General features: G+C 38.2%; 22 protein-coding genes. 21 read left to right on the forward strand and 1 reads right to left on the reverse strand.

Annotated features, from left to right (window positions below; genetic code table 11):
* The first annotated feature begins 142 nt into the window (after positions 1 to 142).
* Genes CUC15_RS00215 through rsmI form a run of 3 tightly spaced genes read left to right on the forward strand, consistent with a single transcriptional unit; the run spans position 143 to position 2,019 of the window.
* Complete coding sequence (locus CUC15_RS00215; protein ID WP_114914823.1) at positions 143 to 889, forward strand: tRNA1(Val) (adenine(37)-N6)-methyltransferase; 747 nt, start codon at positions 143 to 145, stop codon at positions 887 to 889.
* The gene (locus CUC15_RS00220) at positions 876 to 1,169 is read left to right on the forward strand and encodes a GIY-YIG nuclease family protein (protein WP_114914824.1); all 294 of its coding nucleotides are present in this window, start codon (positions 876 to 878) and stop codon (positions 1,167 to 1,169) included. The genes CUC15_RS00215 and CUC15_RS00220 overlap by 14 nt, the downstream gene beginning before the upstream one ends.
* Entirely contained in the window at positions 1,147 to 2,019 is an 873-nt protein-coding gene (rsmI, locus tag CUC15_RS00225) for a 16S rRNA (cytidine(1402)-2'-O)-methyltransferase (protein WP_114914825.1), read from the forward strand. Before CUC15_RS00220 ends, rsmI begins: the two co-directional genes overlap by 23 nt.
* A 121-nt stretch (positions 2,020 to 2,140) precedes the next feature.
* Here rsmI and CUC15_RS00230 read toward each other — a convergent pair whose 3' ends face one another.
* Positions 2,141 to 2,416, reverse strand: a complete 276-nt coding sequence (locus CUC15_RS00230; RefSeq protein ID WP_114914826.1) for a transition state genes transcriptional regulator AbrB — start codon at positions 2,414 to 2,416, stop codon at positions 2,141 to 2,143.
* 674 nt (positions 2,417 to 3,090) lie between these two features.
* Here CUC15_RS00230 and metG point away from each other — a divergent pair.
* The 18 genes from metG (at position 3,091) to spoVT (ending at position 22,566) form a co-directional block, all read left to right on the forward strand.
* A complete protein-coding gene (metG, locus tag CUC15_RS00235; protein WP_114914827.1) occupies positions 3,091 to 5,118 on the forward strand; it encodes a methionine--tRNA ligase in 2,028 nt (675 codons plus the stop codon).
* A 95-nt stretch (positions 5,119 to 5,213) separates the two neighbouring features.
* Positions 5,214 to 5,996: a TatD family hydrolase gene (locus tag CUC15_RS00240; protein ID WP_114914828.1), complete on the forward strand. Its 783-nt coding sequence runs from the start codon at positions 5,214 to 5,216 to the stop codon at positions 5,994 to 5,996.
* A gap of 255 nt (positions 5,997 to 6,251) precedes the next feature.
* Positions 6,252 to 7,487: a resuscitation-promoting factor gene (locus tag CUC15_RS00245; RefSeq protein ID WP_114914829.1), complete on the forward strand. Its 1,236-nt coding sequence runs from the start codon at positions 6,252 to 6,254 to the stop codon at positions 7,485 to 7,487.
* Between the two features lie 413 nt (positions 7,488 to 7,900).
* Positions 7,901 to 8,518: a ribonuclease M5 gene (gene rnmV, locus CUC15_RS00250; protein ID WP_114914830.1), complete on the forward strand. Its 618-nt coding sequence runs from the start codon at positions 7,901 to 7,903 to the stop codon at positions 8,516 to 8,518.
* Positions 8,460 to 9,341, forward strand: coding sequence for a 16S rRNA (adenine(1518)-N(6)/adenine(1519)-N(6))-dimethyltransferase RsmA (gene rsmA / locus CUC15_RS00255; protein ID WP_114914831.1), 882 nt, complete (start codon positions 8,460 to 8,462; stop codon positions 9,339 to 9,341). Before rnmV ends, rsmA begins: the two co-directional genes overlap by 59 nt.
* 107 nt (positions 9,342 to 9,448) lie before the next feature.
* A complete protein-coding gene (yabG, locus tag CUC15_RS00260; protein WP_114914832.1) occupies positions 9,449 to 10,315 on the forward strand; it encodes a sporulation peptidase YabG in 867 nt (288 codons plus the stop codon).
* 276 nt (positions 10,316 to 10,591) lie between these two features.
* Positions 10,592 to 10,858 carry a biofilm formation stimulator Veg gene (gene veg / locus CUC15_RS00265; RefSeq protein ID WP_114914833.1) on the forward strand — a complete coding sequence of 89 codons (267 nt, stop codon included), beginning with the start codon at positions 10,592 to 10,594 and terminating at the stop codon, positions 10,856 to 10,858.
* A gap of 169 nt (positions 10,859 to 11,027) precedes the next feature.
* The gene (locus CUC15_RS00270; protein ID WP_114914834.1) at positions 11,028 to 11,213 is read left to right on the forward strand and encodes a small, acid-soluble spore protein, alpha/beta type; all 186 of its coding nucleotides are present in this window, start codon (positions 11,028 to 11,030) and stop codon (positions 11,211 to 11,213) included.
* Between the two features lie 359 nt (positions 11,214 to 11,572).
* On the forward strand, positions 11,573 to 12,424 hold the full coding sequence (ispE, locus tag CUC15_RS00275; RefSeq protein ID WP_114914835.1) for a 4-(cytidine 5'-diphospho)-2-C-methyl-D-erythritol kinase: 852 nt from the start codon (positions 11,573 to 11,575) through the stop codon (positions 12,422 to 12,424).
* Positions 12,425 to 12,489: 65 nt separating this feature from the next.
* A complete protein-coding gene (gene purR, locus CUC15_RS00280) occupies positions 12,490 to 13,305 on the forward strand; it encodes a pur operon repressor (protein WP_114914836.1) in 816 nt (271 codons plus the stop codon).
* A gap of 161 nt (positions 13,306 to 13,466) precedes the next feature.
* Positions 13,467 to 13,760: a septation regulator SpoVG gene (gene spoVG / locus CUC15_RS00285; protein ID WP_114914837.1), complete on the forward strand. Its 294-nt coding sequence runs from the start codon at positions 13,467 to 13,469 to the stop codon at positions 13,758 to 13,760.
* A 218-nt stretch (positions 13,761 to 13,978) separates the two neighbouring features.
* On the forward strand, positions 13,979 to 15,358 hold the full coding sequence (gene glmU, locus CUC15_RS00290) for a bifunctional UDP-N-acetylglucosamine diphosphorylase/glucosamine-1-phosphate N-acetyltransferase GlmU (protein ID WP_114914838.1): 1,380 nt from the start codon (positions 13,979 to 13,981) through the stop codon (positions 15,356 to 15,358).
* Positions 15,359 to 15,374: 16 nt separating this feature from the next.
* On the forward strand, positions 15,375 to 16,328 hold the full coding sequence (locus CUC15_RS00295) for a ribose-phosphate diphosphokinase (protein WP_114914839.1): 954 nt from the start codon (positions 15,375 to 15,377) through the stop codon (positions 16,326 to 16,328).
* A 151-nt stretch (positions 16,329 to 16,479) separates the two neighbouring features.
* On the forward strand, positions 16,480 to 17,091 hold the full coding sequence (locus CUC15_RS00300) for a 50S ribosomal protein L25/general stress protein Ctc (protein WP_114914840.1): 612 nt from the start codon (positions 16,480 to 16,482) through the stop codon (positions 17,089 to 17,091).
* A gap of 158 nt (positions 17,092 to 17,249) precedes the next feature.
* The gene (gene pth, locus CUC15_RS00305; RefSeq protein WP_114914841.1) at positions 17,250 to 17,810 is read left to right on the forward strand and encodes an aminoacyl-tRNA hydrolase; all 561 of its coding nucleotides are present in this window, start codon (positions 17,250 to 17,252) and stop codon (positions 17,808 to 17,810) included.
* A gap of 114 nt (positions 17,811 to 17,924) precedes the next feature.
* Positions 17,925 to 18,155 carry an anti-sigma-F factor Fin gene (fin, locus tag CUC15_RS00310; RefSeq protein ID WP_114914842.1) on the forward strand — a complete coding sequence of 77 codons (231 nt, stop codon included), beginning with the start codon at positions 17,925 to 17,927 and terminating at the stop codon, positions 18,153 to 18,155.
* 75 nt (positions 18,156 to 18,230) lie between these two features.
* The gene (gene mfd / locus CUC15_RS00315; RefSeq protein ID WP_114914843.1) at positions 18,231 to 21,758 is read left to right on the forward strand and encodes a transcription-repair coupling factor; all 3,528 of its coding nucleotides are present in this window, start codon (positions 18,231 to 18,233) and stop codon (positions 21,756 to 21,758) included.
* 274 nt (positions 21,759 to 22,032) lie between these two features.
* A complete protein-coding gene (gene spoVT / locus CUC15_RS00320) occupies positions 22,033 to 22,566 on the forward strand; it encodes a stage V sporulation protein T (RefSeq protein WP_114914844.1) in 534 nt (177 codons plus the stop codon).
* The last annotated feature ends 263 nt before the right edge of the window (positions 22,567 to 22,829 follow it).

A 22,829-nucleotide genomic window follows, 5' to 3' on the forward strand; every position in this document is an offset into this window, starting at 1 on the left:
TTAGCTGTCTCATAGAAATGGGGCGGCTTTCTTTAATAGGTAAGAAAGTTTTATAAATTTTCTTAACGAATAAGTGCAATTAAGGATGTCACCTAAAGGTTTGGCTAATCTTTAGTTTTCTAACATAGAACAGGAGAATCACATGGTACAGTTATATGATGATGAAAGATTAGATTATTTATTAGCGGATGAAAGCATGCAAATTATCCAGAGTCCCACTGCCTTTGCCTTCTCTCTTGATGCAGTGCTGCTAGCGGATTTCGCGTCGATTCCTTTAAAACGGGGCACCATTTTAGACCTATGTACTGGTAATGGTGTCATACCACTGCTCTTATCCAAACGAACAGTGGCCAAAATAACCGGTGTTGAAATTCAGGAACGCATTTTCAATATGGCGACAAGAAATATCGAGCTTAATCAGTTAAGCGAGCAATTACAAGTAATCCATGGCGATTTAAAAGAAATGCAAGAAATTATTGGGCATAGTTCGTTTGATGTTGTTACATGTAACCCTCCTTATTTTAAGACTCCATCAGCAAGTGAGTATAACCATAATGAATATTTAACGATTGCACGACATGAAATCTATTGCACCCTAGAAGACGTCGTTAAGGCCTGCAAGCTGCATGTCAAGCCAGGTGGCAAGGTTGCTATGGTTCATCGTCCAGGAAGACTTGTCGATATTATTAGCTTGTTCCGGCAATATCGAATTGAACCGAAGCGGCTGCAGCTTGTCTATCCGAAAAAGGGAAAAGAAGCAAATATGCTGCTAATTGAGGGGATTCGCGAACGGAAGGCAGATTTAAAGATCCTTCCACCATTGTATATTTATAATGAAGATGGAACCTATACAGATGAAGCAAAGGAAATTATCTATGGAAGAAAATAAACATATTGTCTACATGCTAAAATGCAAGGACAATACATTTTATACCGGATATACAAATGATTTAGAACATCGCTTAAAAATGCATAAGGAAGGTAAAGGTGCAAAATATACAAGAGGAAGAGGCCCCTTCCAGGTTGTTTACATTGAAAAACATGAGGAAAAGCAAAAAGCAATGCAGCGGGAATACCAAATCAAACAATTATCCCGAATAGAAAAAATACAACTCATTCGAAATTGGCTGAAAGAAGTGATTCAAAATGAAAATACAAAAGAGCTTTGATGATGAGACATTAGGTGCAATCTATGTGGTGCCAACACCGATTGGTAATTTAGAAGATATCACCTTTCGCGCATTAAAAATTTTGAAAAGCGTAACGGTTATAGCAGCTGAAGATACAAGGAATACAAAGAAACTGCTCAATCATTTTGAGATTCAGACGCCGCTGATTAGCTATCATGAGCATAATAAGCTGTCACGTGAAGAGCAATTGCTTGCTCGTGTGGAAAACGGTGAATCGATTGCGATTGTAAGTGATGCCGGAATGCCAGCGATTTCTGACCCTGGATTTGAATTAGTTGAAGCAGCAATTGAACGGGATTTAAAGGTTGTCGTCTTACCAGGGGCAAATGCAGCGTTATGTGCTTTAGTTGGTTCAGGTCTTCCAGCAAATGAATTTTATTTTTATGGATTTTTGCCGCGGAAAAAGAAGGATAAAGAGGCCGAATTAACTCGATTGAAGCAATTGAAAGCGACGCTTTTATTCTATGAGTCACCGTACCGAATAAAGGATACATTAAGTGCAATAAATATAGCGCTCGGTAATCGGCAAGTTGTACTTGCTCGTGAATTAACAAAACGATTTGAGGAATTTGCACGTGGTACCGCAGAAGAGCTTCTTACATGGGCAAGTGATCATGAATTAAAGGGAGAGTTCTGTATTGTTGTCGAAGGAAGTGACACAGATATAGAAGAAGTCGCAGATATCTGGTGGAGTCATTTATCTGTTGTGGACCATGTGAATTATTATATTGATGATAAAGAGTTTTCAAGTAAAGATGCAATCAAGCAAGTCGCAGTCGATCGAAAAATGCATAAACGTGAGGTTTATCAAACATATCATGTGGAGTAAATGAAAGAGAGCTGACGTGCTTGTGCAAGCGTCAGCTCTCCTTATGACTTAATGTTATGTTATCTTATTCTAACAGATTCATTTCGTTCTTGTAAATAGAAAAAAATCAGAAAATGGTTAGTCATTTCAATTGTGATTCGATTTCTTTCATTAATATCCTCGCCCCTTTAGGGCTTAGAACAATCTTCCCGTCTGCAAGGGATACATTATCTTCGGAGACTTCTCCGGTGATTTGGCAGACCATATTTGGTTTATATTTTTTGAGAATAATTTTGTCGTTTTCTACATAAATTTCTACTTCATCTTTTACATGAATATCTAGGGTGCGACGTAGTTCGATTGGGATTACAACACGACCAAGTTCATCAACTCTGCGAACGATTCCAATTGATTTCATTTTCTACCTCCCCCCGAATGAGATATCCCTTTTTTCAGAAAAAATAAAAAATTCTATTTGCATCTTGAAATAGAATAGCAACATTGTTTTTTGATGTCAATCTATTTAGCTGAAAAATTAATCTATTTAATTGTTAATTTTACTATAAGAATGTTAGATAAGATAATAACAGAATGCCAACAACTATAGGTGCTCGTGGGCCTACTGCTCCGGGGAAATACACCACGCGTACCTTTGGGCGGCTGGTGAGCCTCCTTATGCTTCGCACTTCGGAGTCTCATCCTTAGGCGATTCGTCCCGCAGGACAAGAAAAGCTTCGCCAGCGTTACATCGCAATCAGATAAATTGAACTTTATTTTCGAGGAGTCTTCTTGTATTTCCTCAGCTGGTATTATGCAATTGCTAACTATTTCTGCCTTTAAAAAAAAGAGCTGGCAAATACCTCTCTCATAGCCGTTGATTGGGGTGGAAATCAACATTGCTCGTATCTCAAGATTTCAGTAGCAAACTAAATTATACCTATATAAAGTAATAGATATGGTCAAAAAATTGTTTAACCATTATTTTCGTTGGCAATCATTATTATTAAGCAGTATTTGGCAAATTACGTTATAATAGCTACAATAGAGATACCTTATTTAATTATGATTGATTGGAATTTAGGAGGTAAATGAATGCCAGAAGATAAGAAAACATTTTATATTACGACACCGATTTACTACCCAAGTGGGAAATTACATATTGGAAATGCTTATTCAACGATTGCCTGTGATGTAATGGCAAGATATAAACGTATGCAAGGTTTCGATGTTTTCTACTTAACAGGTAGTGATGAACATGGCCAAAAAATTGAAAATAAAGCGAACGAATTAAATATTACTCCACAGCAATATGTGGATGATATGGCAGAGGGTATGCAAAGCTTATGGAAGCTGCTCGAAATTAGTAATGATAAATTTATTCGCACAACAGATCCTGTACATAAAAAAGTTGTAGCAGATATCTTCGAACGCTTCTTAGAACAAGGCGATATTTATTTGGATGAGTATGAGGGCTGGTATTCAATTCCCGATGAAACCTTCTATACAGAATCACAATTAGTAGATATAGAGCGGGATAATGCTGGAAATGTTATAGGCGGTAAATCTCCTGATAGCGGGCATCCAGTAGAATTAATTAAAGAAGAATCGTATTTCTTCAGAATGAGTAAATATGCGGATCGTTTGTTGGAGTACTACAATACACATCCGGACTTCATTCAGCCTGAATCTCGTAAAAATGAAATGATAAATAATTTCATTAAACCAGGACTGGAGGATTTGGCTGTATCTCGTACTGTATTCTCATGGGGAGTACAAGTACCAAGCAATCCGAAACATGTTGTATATGTCTGGATTGATGCATTGTCCAACTATATTACAGCACTTGGATACGGTACAGACGATACAACATTATTCGATAAATACTGGCCAGCAGATGTGCATATGGTTGGAAAGGAAATCGTGCGCTTTCACACTATATATTGGCCGATTATGTTGATGGCATTAGATCTCCCTCTTCCGAAGAAAGTCTTTGGTCATGGCTGGTTATTAATGAAAGATGGGAAAATGTCAAAATCAAAAGGAAATGTTGTCTATCCTGAAATGTTAGTTGAACGTTACGGGCTGGATGCGCTTCGCTACTATTTGATGCGCGAAGTTACCTTTGGCAGTGACGGAATCTTTACACCAGAAGATTTTGTTTCTCGTGTGAACTATGATTTAGCAAATGATCTAGGAAATCTATTAAATCGTACGGTAGCAATGATTAACAAGTATTTAAATGGCGAAGTTCCAGCATATACAGGAAATATTACTGCTTTTGACGAAGATCTAAAACAGACCGCAGAGAAAGTAATCGTAGACTATCAAACAGAAATGGAAAAGATGCAATTTAGTAGTGCACTTAGCCATGCATGGACATTAATCTCACGTGCAAATAAATATATTGATGAAACAGAACCATGGAAATTGGCGAAAGAAGAAGGAAAAGAAACCGAACTAGCTAGTGTAATGGTTCATTTAGCGGAAAGCTTACGTGTAGCTGCTATTTTATTACAGCCATTCTTAACTCATGCACCGAAGGAAATCTTTGCGCAGCTTGGCGTTGAAGAAGGGTCTGCGGGAGACTTTTCGACAGTTCATTTTGGTGGATTCCCAATTAATACGAAGGTTGTCGAAAAAGGTGTACCTATTTTCCCACGGTTGGATATGGAGGAAGAGATTGCTTACATTAAAGAGCAGATGTCTGGCGACGCTACTCCTGGAACTGCTGAAGATGAAGCAACGAATCCATGGGATCCAACAGAAACGGAATTGCTTTCAACAAAAGAAAAACAAATTAAATATGATGATTTTGATAAAGTAGAATTGAAAGTTGCCGAAGTAATCGAGTGCGGCAAAGTAGAAGGTGCTGATAAGCTGCTTAAATTCCGCTTAGATGCTGGTGATAAAGCACATCGACAAATCTTATCTGGTATTGCTGAGTGGTATCCAAACCCAGAAGCATTGATCGGTAAGAAGGTCGTAATCGTTGCTAACTTAAAACCACGTAAAATGCGTGGGGAAATTAGCCAAGGAATGATCTTGTCAGCTGAAAAAGACGGGAAATTGCAAGTAATTGAAGCACCAGCCGACGCTGAAAATGGCAGTGAGATTGCCTAATAAAAGAACATATAAGCAAATACCCTGCTAGTCATTTAGCGGGGTGTTTCCTGTTACTTACAAAAACTGCTAACGATTAGGAGAGGATTTGCGTCATGTTATTTGATACTCATACACATTTAAATGCAGAGGAATTCACAGAGGAAATTCCGGAGGCTGTAAAGCGAGCAGAGGAAAATGGGGTTACCCATATGGCTGTCGTCGGATTTGATACAAAAACAATCGATAAGTCATTAGAGCTTAGCGAATCCTATGATGGAATTTACAGTATTATCGGCTGGCATCCAACCGAAAGCTATATATATACAGACGCAATCGAAGAAAAGCTTTATCAACAATTAAAACAGCCCAAGGTAGTTGCAATGGGAGAAATGGGATTGGATTACCACTGGGATACGTCGCCAAAGGATGTGCAAAAGGCCGTTTTTAGACGCCAAATGCGAATCGCCAAAGAATTGAAGCTGCCCATTAGCATCCACATGCGTGATGCCATAGAGGATACCTACCAAATTCTAAAGGAAGAGCATGTAGAAGATATTGGTGGTATCATGCATAGCTTCAGCGGTGATATAGAATGGATGGAGCGGTTTTTAGACCTGGGAATGCATATTTCCTTGAGTGGTGTTGTCACGTTTAAAAACGCAAAAGAAGTGAAGGAAGTGGCAAAAGCTGCTCCTTTGGATAAATTACTGATTGAAACAGATGCACCTTATTTATCACCCGTTCCATATCGAGGCAAACGAAATGAGCCTGCATATGTTAAATATGTAGCTGAGGAGATAGCTAAATTAAGAGAAATTCCGACAGATGAAATTGCTAAAATAACAACTAAAAACGCCTTTCGTTTATTTGGAATTAACGAGGATTTGCTTAAATAAAACGTAATAAGGTTGGAATAAAACAGGATAATAATGGGATTTCCTAAGGGGTTGGTGTATAGCCAATCCTTCTTTTTTATAATTTTGTATACCGGATAATCGCAGTTATACCAGCCATCGCAAGGTTTTACATTTAATAAAATAGATAGTGCAACAACGGTTGTAATACAATTGTAAAGTAAACGTAAATAGAATAGCTTTGACTTTGGGTTTGCCTCTTAATATAATCAATAACGTCTAGAGGAGGCAAGATGCATGCGAATTATTTCAAAGCTATTGCCGGCATCAAAAATGAAGCTGGTTATATCAGTACTTGGTGTTTTCGTACTTGTATTGTTTTCAGGGTTAGTACTATTTGAGGCGACGAAGGCTGAAGTAGTAATTTCAAATAACGGTGAAAAACAAACAATCGACACACACACTAATACTGTAGGAGAACTACTTAACGAAGTAGGAATTGTTGTTTCAGAACATGATATATTGTCGCATAATAAAGATGGGGCAATTAAAAATGGTATGACAATTGATTATGAAAGTGCAAAACAAATTATATTAACAATCGACGGGAAAGACGATACATATTATACAACTGCAGACACGGTGGGAGATTTTCTAAATGAGCAAAATCTATCATTTGCAGCACATGATATTATTTCACATAAAACTACAGAACCAACAACAGATGGATTAAACATTGATGTTACTACTGCATATCAAATAACAATTCAAGATGGGGCTAAAAATCGAACAGTATGGACGACGACAGGTGGATCGGTATTCGATTTACTCAACAAAAATAAAATCAGGCTGAATGAGCATGATCGGATTCAACCAAGTGCAGAAACAATGATCGATAATAAAACGGAAGTTTCAATTGTCAGAGTTAATAAGGTTGTCGATGAAGTACATGAGAGTGTTAGTTATAGCACGGAAAAGCAGCAGGATAATACCCTTGTTAAAGGGGAAGAAAAAGTAATTACGCAAGGTCAAGATGGAATCGTAGTGAAGAAATACAATGTAACTACAGAAAATGGCAAAGAAGTAAGTCGAGAGCTTGTAAACGAAGAAGTTAAGAAGCCAAGCACGAATCGTGTCGTTGCTGTGGGTACAAAGGAGCCAGAAGCAGAACAAGGGCTTGTTACATTAGCAAATACATCATCTGGCAGTAATCATGGTATCGTGAATACAAGCACAGGTGGGAAAACATTAACGATGACTGCTAGTGCATTTACATCAGAGTGTAGTGGATGTTCTGGGTATACTGCCACAGGGATTAACTTAAATGCAAATCCGAATATGAAAGTAATTGCAGTGGACCCAAACGTCATACCACTTGGATCGAGAGTATGGATTGAAGGATATGGTGTAGCAATTGCTGGAGATACAGGTGGCGCTATTAATGGCAACCGAATTGATGTCCACGTTCCAACAAAAGCAGATGCATATAGCTGGGGAGTTAAAACAGTTCAAGTGAAAATTCTTGATTCATAATGAATATAGGATATATGCTCTTACCATGATAATATGGTAAGAGCATATTTTTTCTTAGGTCTATTTCTGATATTAATTCTTTGGATATCAAATGCTCTCGGGCCAGCGCTCCGAAAATACACTACGCGCACCTTAGGGGGGGGCTGGTGAGCCTTCTCGTGCTGTCGCACTTCGAAGTCTCACCTAGGCCCTTCCTCCCGCAGGAGTCTACGTGTATTTTCTCCGCTAGGGATGTGTGAGTAAAAAAAATTCTATCCTTCTAATAAATAGAACCCTATCTCCTTCTCTCGTATGTAGGAGGAAATCAATATTGCACCTAGTCGCAGCAGTTTTTATACCAGTTGTTAAAAGGAAATATATATACTTCATAATTCTATAAAGAAGTAACCCAGTAACCCGATGGAGGGAAATTTTTGAAAATAAAGGAAGTTATTGTCGTTGAAGGCAGAGATGATACGGCTAAAATTCGTCTAGCGGTTAATGCAGAAACTATCGAGACTAATGGGTCTGCAGTAAATAAAGAGACGTTGATGAAGATTAGGCATGCACAGGAAAAAAGAGGTGTTATCATTTTTACAGATCCAGATTATCCAGGTGAACGAATTCGTCATATTGTTGACCAGGCCGTTCCTGGCTGTAAACATGCATTCCTCACCCAAGATCAAGCAAGAGCAAAGAATCCAACTAATAAAAGCCTTGGCATTGAACATGCTACGGTAGAAGCTATCCAGCAAGCCTTAGCTGATGTTTACGAATTAACCGAAGCAAAAGAGAGTGAAATAATGAAAGAAGACCTCATTCGCCATGGGTTAATTGGTGGAAGGGAATCCAGTTTACGCAGATCGAAACTAGGGGAATTGTTGCAAATTGGACATACGAATGGAAAACAGCTTTTAAAAAGGTTATCCTTATTTCAAATAACGAAAGAAGAGTTTGAAGCAGCAATGTTGAAGCTTGAACAGGAGGAAGAAAATGCAGAAAAAATATATTGCAACACCATCACAGACGAAGGAAATATTAAAGAAACATAAGTTTTCCTTTAAGAAGAGTCTAGGACAGAACTTCTTAGTGGATGTAAATGTACTGGAGAATATCGTTAAAAACGCAGGTGTTAGCAAGGAATCTGCTGCAATTGAGATTGGACCTGGCATTGGAGCGTTAACAGAGCAGCTAGCAATTCATGCTGATAAAGTCGTTGCCTTTGAAATTGACGGCCGATTAATCCCAATCCTAAAGGATACGCTTAGTGGCTATGAAAATGTCCAACTGATTCATCAGGATATTTTAAAAGCGGACGTTGCAAAGGTAGTAGAGGAGAACTTTGATTCGAGCCAGGAAGTGCATATTGTTGCCAACCTGCCGTATTATATTACAACGCCAATTTTAATGAAATTGATTCGCGATAGATTGCCTGTAACGAGTATTACTGTCATGATCCAAAAGGAAGTAGCAGATCGAATGGCAGCTAAACCAAATACGAAGAGCTATGGGTCATTAACGATTGCAATTCAATATTATACAAATGCTGAAGTGGTTATGAATGTTCCGAAGACTGTTTTTATGCCACAACCAAATGTTGATTCAAGCATATTAAAATTGGTGTTACGCGATGAGCCGCCAGTTCAGGTAGATAATGAAGACTTCTTCTTTAGAATTGTCCAGGCAAGCTTTGCGCAACGAAGGAAAACATTACGGAATAATTTGACGAGTCATCTCGGTGATCAATATGATAAAGAGAAGATTTCAGAAATATTAGAGACAGCTGGCATTGATGGCGGGCGTCGTGGCGAGTCATTAGATATGGGAGAATTCGCCGTTTTAGCTAACACATTCTGGCAGGCCGTGGGAAATTGAGTTATTGTCAAACAATAGCTCTTTTTTTATTTCCGCACAGTTAGGCTGTCATCCTCATAATCTATATTGAGATGCTTTCAAATTAATGGAGGCAGTGAGGTGAATGTATGGAAGTTACGGTAGGTACCTTAGTTTCTCGTAAATCGTATAATCATGACTTAGTATTCCGGGTGGCTTTGATAAAAGATGGGATTGCCAATTTATATGGGGAAGCGATTCGTTTGGAAGCAGATGCACCGATTGATGATTTAGTTATAGTAGAGACGAGAGAGCTGGAGAGAAGGCGTAAGAAGGTAAAAGAAAAGGAAGAGAATTCTTATCGCTTATTTCGTCAAGATTATCAATTAGTAAAAGAGAAACGCGAATATCATGCAACAGATGGATATCAGGATTATGCAAAATATTTCCAATTACCAACGAAGGTTCTTCATTTAGATGGGGATCAAATGTATTTAAGAAAATGCATTTCATTATACCAAAGGATGGGCTTGCAGGTACATGGGGTGCATTTAAATGAAAAGGATATGCCTTCAGAGATTGGCCCGCTAATTGAGCGAATTCAACCTAATATTATTGTCATTACTGGGCATGACTCCTTTTCAAAGAATAAAGGTGCAAAGGAGGATCTTCGTGCATATCGTCATTCGAAGTATTTTGTTGAGACAGTAAGAGAAGCACGTCGAATTAATCCACATCTTGATCAAATGGTAATTTTCGCTGGTGCTTGCCAATCTCATTTCGAATCACTTATTCGCGCGGGGGCAAATTTTGCCAGTTCACCATTTCGAATTAATATTCATGCACTTGATCCTGTTTATATAGCTGCAAAGATTGCTTATACGCCATTTATGGAGAGTGTCAGTGTGTGGGACGCGTTGAAGAACACAATGACAGGGGAAAAGGGAATGGGGGGCATCGAGACTAGAGGATTACTTCGGACAGGGATGCCTTATTTGGAAGAAACAGAAGAATAGTGATAGTAATTCGCCCCTAACGGTATAAGGGGCGAATTTTTTTAGGAAGATATCCGATCTACCCTTCTTATAAGTGATGCAGAGCCTGACACAGGAATCTTAAGCATTTATAAAATAAATAGAAAAATCATACATAAAATGTTAACTTTTACAAATAATATCATAAATAGGCAAATTTTATTGTTGACATGAAAAATGAACTCCTGTTATAATATAAAGTTTCATTTGACTATTGACCAAGCATATGCTATAATTGCTTTAGTGAGGTGGAGTGTATTGGCTAAAACATTATTCGAAATCAAGCAAGGTCTTGAAGGTTATGTCGGAAAGCGGTTGGAACTTACAGCCAACGGTGGAAGAAGAAAGACAATTGTACGATCGGGAGTATTAGCGGAAACATATCCTTCCGTATTTATTGTTGAGCTTGACCAAGACGAGAATGCATTCGAGCGTGTTTCATACAGCTATGCAGACGTTTTAACAGAAACAGTAGAATTGAATTTTCTAGATGAACGAAATAAAGGATTATTAGTAGAGCAGTAGGCAGATAGTAGCCTATTGCTTTTTTATTTTAGCTTTTCACTTAAATAAAATTATATATCTTTGCCTAAATTTTCCCTGATTTACATATATCTAACTTGTGTTGATTTTCACCTTTTACGCAAACTATGGATGTCGTAATCATTTGAATTGCGAAAGGGGTTGTTCTTTCATGGCTAGACGTAGAGGGATTATGTCAGACCAATTGAAAGAAGAAATTGCCAAGGAATTAGGTTTTTACGACACGGTACAACAAGAGGGATGGGGCGGAATCAAAGCAAGAGATGCCGGTAATATGGTAAAACGTGCTATTGAAATCGCCGAGCAAAGCATGAGTCAAAATAGTAACCTGAAGTAAAGAAGCGCCATCAATTTTAGTTTACTCTAAAATTGATGGTGCTTTTTCTTATGGCTCACTTTACAAGATAGTGAATTGCCAAGCGTTTTCCAGCCGTTTGCTTATGCGTCCGCTTCTAAACAGTCGCCTCAGCATTTTAAGTTCAGCTTCGGCTCCTAGAAGCTACCGTCATAAGCAATTGGCACTCCAAACGCTAAAAATCAAGCGTTTTCCGGCCTCTTGCTTATGCGTCCGCTTCTAAACAGTCGCCTCAGCATTTTTATTATGTTACAATTTGTTTAGCATTTTACCTGAGGGTATTAGGGTAGAGAGACTTACGGAAAGAAGTTTCACTTTTTGTGACGAAGTAGGTGACGTGAATGGCACTTTTGGAAAAGGCGCCAGCGAAGATAAACTTATCACTTGATGTGTTAGGGAAACGAAATGATGGGTATCATAATGTCGAAATGATTATGACAACGATTGATTTAGCAGATCGGATTGAATTATCCCCTCTTGAACAAGATAAGATTATTATTTCCCTAGAGAGCAGATATGTCCCAAATGATGAGCGGAATTTAGCATATAAGGCTGCAGAGATATTTAAGGAAAAATATGGAATTAAAATGGGTGTGCATATTAAAATTGAAAAAAACATCCCCGTTTCTGCAGGACTTGGTGGTGGAAGTACAGATGCAGCAGCTGTACTTAGAGGTATGAACCGTTTATGGAATCTAAATATTCCACTCAAGGAATTAGCAGAGCTGGGAGCGACAATTGGCTCAGATATTTCCTTTTGTGTCTATGGAAATACCGCTATTGCAAGAGGATTTGGGGAAAAAATTGAGAAATTAGATTCTCCACCTCCATGTTGGGTTGTATTGGCAAAGCCCGATATTGGTGTTTCTACTAGAACAATTTTTGCTCGAGTAAAGGTGGATGAATTATATCATCCAGATACGAATAATATTCTTGAGGCATTGACAGAGAAGGACTTCTCGAAGCTCTGCAGAAATATCGGGAATTCGCTTGAACAGATTACTCAGTACCTTCATCCAGAGGTCAGGCAAATTAAGGAAGCGATGCGGCAAATTGGTGCTACTGGTGTATTGATGAGTGGAAGTGGACCTACTGTATATGGCTTAGTCGAGCATGAAAACAAAGCGAGAAGGATTTATAATGGTATGCGTGGATTTTGCGAAGAGGTATATTTGGTTCGATTAATTGGATAATTATTGCCTAAACGCGTATAAAAATGATATATTTTAAGTTAAATATACGGTTTTGAGGTGTAACGATGAAAAGAAGTAACCGATTAGTTGTATTGACTGATTTTTTTCTTGAGAATCCAAGAAAGCATATACAGTTACCATATTTCGTTGAATTATGTGGTACAACAAAATCATCCATTAGTGAGGATCTGGATATTATAGATACGGTTTTGGAAGAGCAAGGACTTGGATATTTGCAAAGATCTACTGGTGCTGGTGGCGGAGTGAAATATATTCCGGAATTTGATGTAAATAGAAGCGAATTATTTGTAGAGGAGCTCCGTCAAAAGCTGATGGATTCTAACCGAATTCTCCCAGGCGGCTATTTGTACATGAGCGATTTACTAGGAGATCCTAAGATTGTTCGGGAAATTGGGCGTGTGTTTGCATCTGCTTTTTCTAAATTAGATATCGATGTAGTAATGACGGTAGCGACGAAGGGGATTCCATTAGCATATGCAGTGGCATCGTTTCTAAATGTGCCTGTAGTTATCGCAAGAAGAGATCCAAAAGTAACAGAGGGCTCATCTGTAAGCATTAATTATGTATCTGGTTCGTCACGGAAAATACAAACGATGGTGTTAACGAAACGTAGTCTAAAGGACGGAGCGAATGTTTGTATTGTTGATGACTTTATGAAGGCTGGCGGAACCATCAATGGAATGATTAGCCTGCTCGCAGAATTTAATGCACATGTAAAAGCTATTGGTGTATTGGCAGAGGCGGACGATGAAGATGAGGAACGAGTTGTAACGAATTATACTTCTCTTGTAAAAATATCGAGAGTCGATATGCTGCGGAAAACGATTGAAATTCAACCTGGGAATATAGCATCACTCTAGTAATAGCGCATAGCAAAAAAGAATGATATTAACTAATTTTTCCTTAAAAATAGAATTTTTATGATTTTTTTATTTTATTTTGCAATTTTAGCAGGAATTTTATTTGTTTTGTTGAACTATCTAATATAGTAAGTTCAATAGGGAAAAGGTGGTGAAGCATCATGGAAGTAACTGACGTTAGATTACGCCGCGTGAATACAGAGGGAAGAATGCGAGCTATTGCATCGATTACTTTGGACCAAGAATTTGTCGTCCATGATATTCGAGTTATTGATGGGAATAATGGATTATTCGTGGCTATGCCGTCAAAGAGAACTCCCGATGGAGAATTTCGGGATATCGCACATCCAATTAACTCGGGAACACGTGCAAAGATACAAGAGGCAGTACTTGGGGAGTACCATCGAGTTGGGGAAAATGAAGAAGTAGAATATGAAGAAGCTGGAGCTTCCTAATCAGCATGGTTAATACAGAGGGGGTCTAATCTAAACAGATTGGACTTCTTTTTTTGTAGGCAAGAAAGTCTACAAACTTAACGAATAAGTGCAACAAAGGCCGTCGTGAGGGAGGTAATATGTACCTAGTGTTGATTCAATGTTATCTATTTGTTGAAATCCTATGTTTTTTGCGATATATTTTATAGTGGATAAATAGTAATGATGGAGGTTTCCTTATGACGAAACGGTATGCTGTAATTCTTGCAGCTGGGCAAGGAACGAGAATGAAATCGAAACTATATAAAGTGCTCCATCCTGTAGTGGGACGTCCGATGGTTAAACATGTGATGGATCAACTTAATGCTATACAATTAGATAAGACGGTTACGATTGTCGGCTTTGGTGCCGAGAAAGTAATTGATACACTTGGCAATGTATGTGAATTCGCAGTCCAAGAAGAACAGTTAGGAACAGGGCATGCTGTTTTGCAGGCTGCAGATATATTAAAAGATTTAGATGGTACAACGATTGTGGTATGTGGTGATACACCTTTAATCACAGAGGAAACGTACAGAGCTCTCTTTGAACAGCATGAGAAAGAAGGAGCAAGTGCGACGATTCTAACAGCAAGTACACCAAATCCTGCTGGATATGGCCGGGTTATTCGTAACAAAGATAATGAAGTTGAACGGGTTGTAGAACATAAAGATGCAAATGCAGAAGAACTATTAGTAGAAGAAATCAATACAGGTACGTATTGCTTCGATAATCAAGCACTCTTCTCAGCATTGCAGGAAGTTTCCAATGATAATGCGCAAGGTGAATATTACCTTCCGGATGTTATTGAAATTTTACGTGGACAAGAGAAAAAGGTAAGTGCATTTCTAACACCTAATTTCGATGAAACATTAGGTGTAAATGACCGCGTTGCATTAGCACAAGCAGAAAAGACGATGAAGCAGCGTATTAATGAGAGACATATGCGCAATGGCGTGGCAATTATTGATCCTGATAATACATACATCCATCCAGATGTAGTAATCGAGTCAGATGTAACAATACACCCTGGAACGATTATAAAAGGTGAAACAACGATTAAAACAGATGCTGAAATTGGACCGAACAGTGAAATTTCTAACTGTTATATTGGTGAAGGAACAGTAGTTAAGCAAAGTGTTGCAAATGACAGCAAAATCGGCAACCGGGTAAAAATTGGACCTTTTGCGCATATTAGACCAGATTCAACGATTGGTGACGATGCAAAACTAGGTAATTTTACCGAGATTAAGAAGACTTCTCTTGGCAATGGAAGCAAGATTTCACATTTAAGCTATATCGGCGATGCGAATGTTGGCGATAATGTTAATATTGGCTGTGGCACGATTACAGTTAATTATGATGGAAAGAATAAATTTCTAACAACAATTGAAGATGATGCTTTTATCGGATGTAACTCTAATTTAATTGCACCAGTAACAATCGGCAAAGGATCCTATGTTGCTGCAGGATCAACGATTACGAATAATGTACCAGATGATGCATTATCGATTGCTAGGGCAAAACAAACGAATAAAGAGGGCTACGCTACAAAGTTCAAGAATAGAAAAAAAGATTAACGGAGGGTTATTATCCATGGCATCAAGTTATAAGGATTCATCGCTAAAGGTTTTCTCTTTGAATTCCAATCGCAGGTTATCAGAACAAATCGCAGAACATATTGGGACTCCACTAGGTAAATGTACCGTTTCAAAATTTAGTGATGGTGAAATTCAAATTAATATTGAAGAAAGTATTCGTGGCTGTGAAGTTTATGTCATCCAATCCACATCTGATCCAGTTAATGACCATTTAATGGAGCTGCTGATCATGATTGATGCATTAAAACGTGCATCAGCAAAATCAATTAATATTGTGATGCCATATTATGGTTATGCTAGACAAGATCGAAAAGCACGCTCACGTGAACCGATTGCTGCAAAATTAGTAGCAGATATAATCGAACAAGCTGGAGCAAATCGTATGATCACACTTGATCTGCATGCTCCACAAATTCAAGGGTTCTTTGATATTCCAATTGATCATTTACAAGGTGTACCTATTCTTTCTGACTACTTCGAAGGGAAAAACCTTGACGATGTTATTGTTGTCTCCCCAGATCATGGTGGTGTAACTAGAGCACGTAAAATGGCAGATCGCCTGAAAGCACCAATCGGAATAATCGATAAACGCAGACCACGTCCAAATGTTGCTGAGATAATGAACATCATTGGTAACATTGAAGGCAAGACGGCAATATTAATTGACGATATTATTGATACAGCAGGAACGATTACGCTTGCAGCCAACGCTTTAATTGAAAATGGCGCAAAAGAAGTGTATGCTTGTTGTACGCATCCAGTATTATCAGGACCTGCAATTGAGCGAATCAAAAATTCGCAAATTAAGGAACTGGTAATTACGGATAGTATTCCGCTTCCAGCCGAAAAACAGGTCGACAAAATTACTGCCCTTTCTGTTGCTCCATTAATCGGTGAGGCGATTATAAGAGTACATGAGCAACAATCGGTAAGTGTTTTATTCGATTAAAAGGGTTAAGTTTATACAATAACGGGTATAAATTATATTGATCGTTTTTTACAGCTCCATTGTAACAGCGACTAGTGAAGAAGATAGAAAGAATTAGATTTAACTCGATCTTGAAATGAGCTAAGTGGTAAATAATTTGGAGGATGATAATATGTCAGTACAATTAAAAGCAAAAAAGCGAGAAGATCTTACACATTCCAATACGAAAGCGTTAAGAGAAAGTGGATTTATACCCGGAGTTGTTTATGGAAAAGCAAAAGATACTAAAAATATTGCAGTAGAAAGTATTACGTTACTCAAAACTGTAAGAGATGAAGGTAAAAACGCAGTAATTTCTCTTGATATCGAAGAGGATAAGCCTGTTAATGTTATGCTTCATGAGTATCAAGTTGATCCAATTCGTGACGCCGTTACCCATGTAGACTTTTATATCGTTGATCTATCTGAGGAAATGGAAGTATCGGTTGTCCTTAATCTCCAAGGCGAAGCGAAAGGTGCCAAAGAAGGCGGCGTATTACAACAACCGTTATTCGAGGTTCAAATACTTGCGAAACCAAGTGATATACCTGAAGAGATTACGCTCGATATTTCTTCCCTAGAGATTGGAAATGTCCTTACAATTGCAGACTTACCGGTGAGTGATACTTATAAATATCTTGATGATCCGGATACAACAATTGCTACAATTCTACCTCCAGGCGGAAATGAAGTAGAAGAGGAAGCGGAAGAAGAAACGGAAACAGAAGCAGAAACACAAGAATAATATTAATTGCATAGAAATTAATAACAAGACCCTCCCAAAAGATGGTGCATAATATGCCCATTCTTATTAGGAGGGCTTATTGCATTGAGTTGTTTAGGGACCAGGAATTCTGCCTTCCTCTCAATTAACGCAAAACTTTAGAAAAGGGACGAATTTACATGAAATGTATTGTTGGTTTAGGAAACCCTGGGAAGAAATATGAAGATACCCGTCATAATGTTGGTTTCATGATGATTGATGAGCTTGTGGGTCGTCATAATTGGAGTTTAGATAAAAAGAAATTTAATGGGCTGTATGCAATGGAGCATTATCAAAGTGATAAAGTTATCCTGCTAAAACCACAAACATACATGAACCTTTCCGGTGAATCTATTCGCCCCTTAATGGACTTTTATAATATTGATTTAGAAGATGTACTGATCATTTATGATGATTTAGATTTGCCAACAGGGAAAATTCGGCTGCGTCAAAAGGGTGGTCATGGTGGACATAATGGCGTTAGATCCGCTATTGATCATCTTGGCACAAAGGAATTTAAGCGCATTCGCATCGGTATTGGCAGACCAACGTCACCAATCCCAGTTGTAGATTATGTGCTGGGATCATTTCCAAAAGAAGAGCATGAGGCTGTAGGTTCTAGCATTAAATTAGCAGCAGATGCATGTGAAGCATGGCTGAATACCCCTTTTATTGATGTAATGAATGAATATAATAATTGATTCCTTCATATGTTGTATCATAAGACTGATGCGCATGGAGTCATGTATACTAAGGTGATTTTCGGATAAACTATGATAAATAGTGAACGATTAGTTTATTCGAGGAGGTTACCAATGTCGATTATATATAATTGCAGACATTGTGGGCAGGAAATTGCCAAGCTGGATCAGAAAATGATTGATACGACAATGTTAGGGCTTGATCAATTATCGATGAAGGAAAAAGAAGAGATGATTCAATATAAAGATAATGGCGATGTTGATGTTCAGACTATCTGTGAGGATTGTCAAGAAACATTAGGGCATCATCCACACTATCATGAACTGGATTTTTTTATACAATAACATACGCAGAAAGAGCTTTGGTACCCGAACCAAAGCGTTTTTGTGCTTGAGAGCGAAATAAGCGGGGGTTTAGTAATGAAGGGAATTAATCAATTTTTACAATCAAAGGAAGATATACAGTCTATTATTCATGGCATAACAAATGGAATGAAGGAGCAGCTTGTAGCGGGACTCTCTGGTTCTGCAAGGAGTTTGCTTGTTTCCGTTATTAATGAATCTATTAATAAACCAATTTTATTAGTGACACATCAGCTCGTACAAGCGCAACAACTATACGATGATTTGTCTGAGTTCATGGATGAGAAAAATGTCTATTTATATCCTGTTAATGAATTAATCGCATCAGAAATAGCGATTGCTAGTCCAGAACTAAGAAGCCAGAGAATTGAATCATTAATGGAATGGTCAAAAAAGCAATCTGGTATTCTAATTGCTCCTGTAGCAGCTTTAAAACGAATTCTCCCTCAGCCGGCATACTGGGATAAATACCAATTGCTATTTAAAGTTGGCGAGGATATTGAGATAGATACTTACCTGGCGTCATTAGTTGATATGGGGTATGAACGATCAACAATGGTGACGACACCAGGAGAGTTTAGCAAACGTGGCGGAATAATAGATATATATCCAATAACAGAGGAACATCCAATCCGAATTGAATTGTTCGATGAAGAAATTGACTCCATCCGCTTCTTTGACGCAGAAACGCAGCGTTCTTTAACGAAAAAAGAAGAAGTAATGGTTGGACCAGCGACAGAGTTATTGCTTACACAGGAAGATATTCTAACCGCTTCGGAACGGATAGAGGAAGCACTGGCCGAAACCTTAAAAAAAGTGAAGACTGCATCGGTAAAAGAAGAGCTGGTCGGCGCAATGGAACAAGATATCAGCCGTTTGCGCAATTTAGAGCGGTTCCAGGAAATGTATCGCTATATTGGCTTTTACTACAATGAACCTGCTAGTCTATTAGATTATCTGCCAGAAGATGGGGTTATTATTTTAGATGAAATGAGCAGAATCCAAGAAACCGCTTCGAATTTGGATGCAGAAGAAGCGGAATGGTATAGTAATTTACTTGAATCAGGAAAAATGGTGCAAAATAGTAGATTCTCATTCGACTTTCATACGGTTCAAGAAAAGATGAGACAGCAGCGCCTGTATACGTCTGTTTTTTTACGACATATCCCAAACACACAGCCACAGAATATCATTAATCTATCATCAAGAGCAATGCAAGAATTCCATGGACAAATGCACCTATTTAAGACGGAATTAAAACGCTGGGAAAAAGGAGATTTTTCTGTCGTTATTATGGCACCAGATGAAAAACGTGCAGAGAAAATCCATTCTATTTTGTTGGATTATGAAATTGAAGCTGCAGTTACAGACGATTTAAAACTCCCTGTTGAGGTACCAACGATTACCGTGGGAAATATTACGAATGGTATTGAATTTCCGATGTATAAGCTGGTACTCATTACAGAAAATGAATTATTCAAGAAGAAGACAAAACGAAATCGAAGACAGCAAAAAATATCGAATGCGGAGCGAATTAAGAGCTACCAAGAGTTAAAGGTAGGCGATTATGTCGTTCATGCAAACCATGGTGTTGGGAAGTACCTTGGGATTGAAACGTTGGAAGTTAATAAACTGCATAAGGATTATATGCTAGTTCGTTATTCGGGAGACGATAAGCTTTATGTGCCGATCGATCAAATCGATTTAGTTCAGAAATTCGTTGGTTCGGAAGGAAAAGAACCGAAGCTATATAAACTAGGTGGATCCGATTGGACAAAAGTAAAACGAAAGGTTCAATCGTCTGTTGAGGATATTGCTGATGACCTAATTAAGCTTTATGCAGAGCGTGAAGCAAGAAAAGGATATGCATTCTCAGAGGATACGGAAATGCAACGCGAATTCGAAGCATCCTTCCCATATCAGGAAACGGAAGATCAGCTTCGATGTATTGAAGAAATCAAGCAGGATATGGAAAGAGAACGTCCAATGGATCGCTTATTATGTGGTGATGTTGGCTATGGTAAAACGGAAGTAGCAATACGTGCAGCGTTTAAAGCAATTGCTGATGGAAAACAAGTGGCAATTCTTGTGCCGACAACAATTTTAGCTCAGCAGCACTTTGAAACCGTCCGTGAAAGGTTTCAGGATCATGCGATAAATATCGGACTCTTAAGCAGATTCCGTACTAGAAAAGAGCAAACCGAGACAATTAAAGGTTTAAAAATGGGAACGGTAGATATTGTAATCGGTACACATCGAGTTCTTTCAAAAGATATTGAGTTTCGTGATTTAGGCTTGCTTATTGTTGATGAAGAACAACGCTTTGGTGTGAAGCATAAGGAAAAAATTAAACAAATGAAATCCAATGTAGATGTGCTAACTCTAACTGCTACACCAATTCCGAGAACACTGCACATGTCTATGCTAGGGGTACGGGATCTTTCCGTTATTGAAACACCGCCTGAAAACCGTTTTCCAATTCAGACATATGTGATGGAGTATAATCCAATCCTAGTACGGGAAGCAATTGAGCGGGAAATGGCGAGGGAAGGGCAAGTATTCTTCTTATATAATAGAGTAGAGAATATTGATAAGGTCGCTCGTGATATTGGTATGCTTGTTGATGATGCGAGAATCGCGGTCGCTCATGGTCAAATGAATGAAACCGAACTAGAAAGTATTATTTTTGGCTTTTTAGAAGGTGAATATGATGTGCTAGTTAGTACAACCATCATTGAAACTGGTGTTGATATTCCGAATGTAAACACGTTAATCGTAAGCAATGCGGACAGGATGGGGTTAAGTCAGCTTTATCAGCTGCGTGGTCGAGTTGGTCGTTCAAACCGGGTGGCATATGCTTACTTCACTTATCAGAAAGATAAAGTACTGACAGAAGTGGCCGAGAAACGACTCCAAGCAATTAAGGAATTTACAGAATTGGGTTCTGGATTTAAGATTGCAATGCGCGACTTGTCAATTCGCGGTGCAGGAAACCTATTAGGATCACAGCAACATGGCTTTATTGATTCTGTTGGATTTGATATGTATTCGCAAATGCTATCCGACGCAATTGAAGCACGCAAAATTGGGAAGGAAATTGAGGACATTACACCTTTCGAGCCTGAGCTTGCACTTAGTGTAGATGCATATATTCCAGATGAATATATTAAAGATGAGAAGCAAAAGATTGATATTTATAAGCAATTTAGGGCACTTGATTCAAAAAATGATATTGAAGATTTAAAGGATGAATTGATTGATCGTTTTGGTGATTATCCAGATGAAGTTGGGAACTTATTTATTGTAACGATACTAAAAATGTACGCAAGAAAAGAACGAGTTGAGTCGATTACTGAAAAAGGGAATAAGATCACCTTACTTATGGAGGAAAATCGCAGCCAGCAAATTGATGGCTCCAAATTATTTGAACTCGCAAATAAATTTGGCCGTGGCGTACAATTAGGAACAGAAAATACGAAGTTAAAAGTTGTATTCCAATCATCGAAGGAAACAGAGCATAACAGGTATGACGAAGTTGAAGCGTTTATTAAGAAATTAAATACTGTTAACCGCGATGATGCTTAGTGTTTTATTTACGGGGATAAGGGCCTTCACCTAAAGTTGGTGAAGGCTTTTTTCAATAAATATTCGAGAAAATAGGTTCATCGTGTATAGTTCTTCCAAAGTTAATTCATACTAAAACCACACCTGGTGATTTTTACACGTTTAGAGAAGAATTAGTAATGCAGGAAATGATATTATTGGCATTTTCTAAAGGCTTTTACTATTTGTGATGAGACTAAGTATCCATTTCATGTGTAGGGAAGATAATCATCATTAGAAAGCGAGGCAGCTTAGTATGAAAGCAACAGGAATTGTACGTCGAATTGATGATTTAGGTAGGGTTGTAATCCCCAAGGAAATTAGAAGAACATTGCGTATTCGTGAAGGTGACCCATTGGAAATTTTTGTTGATCGTGAAGGGGAAGTTATACTAAAAAAATATTCACCGATAAATGAATTAAGTCACTTTGCACAAGAGTATGCAGAGGCACTATTTAACTCTCTCCAGTTTCCGGTTTTAATCTGTGACCGTGATGAAGTTATTGCGATTGCTGGAGAATCAAAGAAAGACTATCTTAGTAAAAATATTAGTTCAGAGATGGCGAAAATAATTGAAAACCGTACACAGGTATTTGTAGAAGAAAACAGTGAATTTGCAATCATTGAAGGAAATGAATTGCAGTTTAATTCCTATTGTATTAGTCCTATAATTGCAAACGGAGATCCAATTGGTTGTGTTGTTATGTTTTCAAAAGAAGGTCAGCTTAGCAAGGTAGAACAAAAATCACTCGAAACAGCTGCAGGTTTCCTGGCAAAACAAATGGAATAATACTTAGAAAAGCAAAAATCAGGAGCTCACTGGTTTTTGCTATTTTTTTATGCAGATTAGGTTGCCAGACCTAACGATAAGGTGGATGCTCAGAAGCCAGTCGCACCGAAAATACACTACGCGCAACTTAGGGGAGCTGGTGAGCCTTCTTGTGCTAGCGCACTTCGTAGTCTAACCTAGGCTCTTCTTCCCGCAGGAGTCTCCGTGTATTTTCTCCGCTGGGTTGTGCGGTTTCCATTTATAAGTTGCGACAGTATTTATTC

It is taken from the genome of Oceanobacillus zhaokaii, assembly GCF_003352005.1.
Lineage (GTDB): Bacteria > Bacillota > Bacilli > Bacillales > Amphibacillaceae > Oceanobacillus > Oceanobacillus zhaokaii.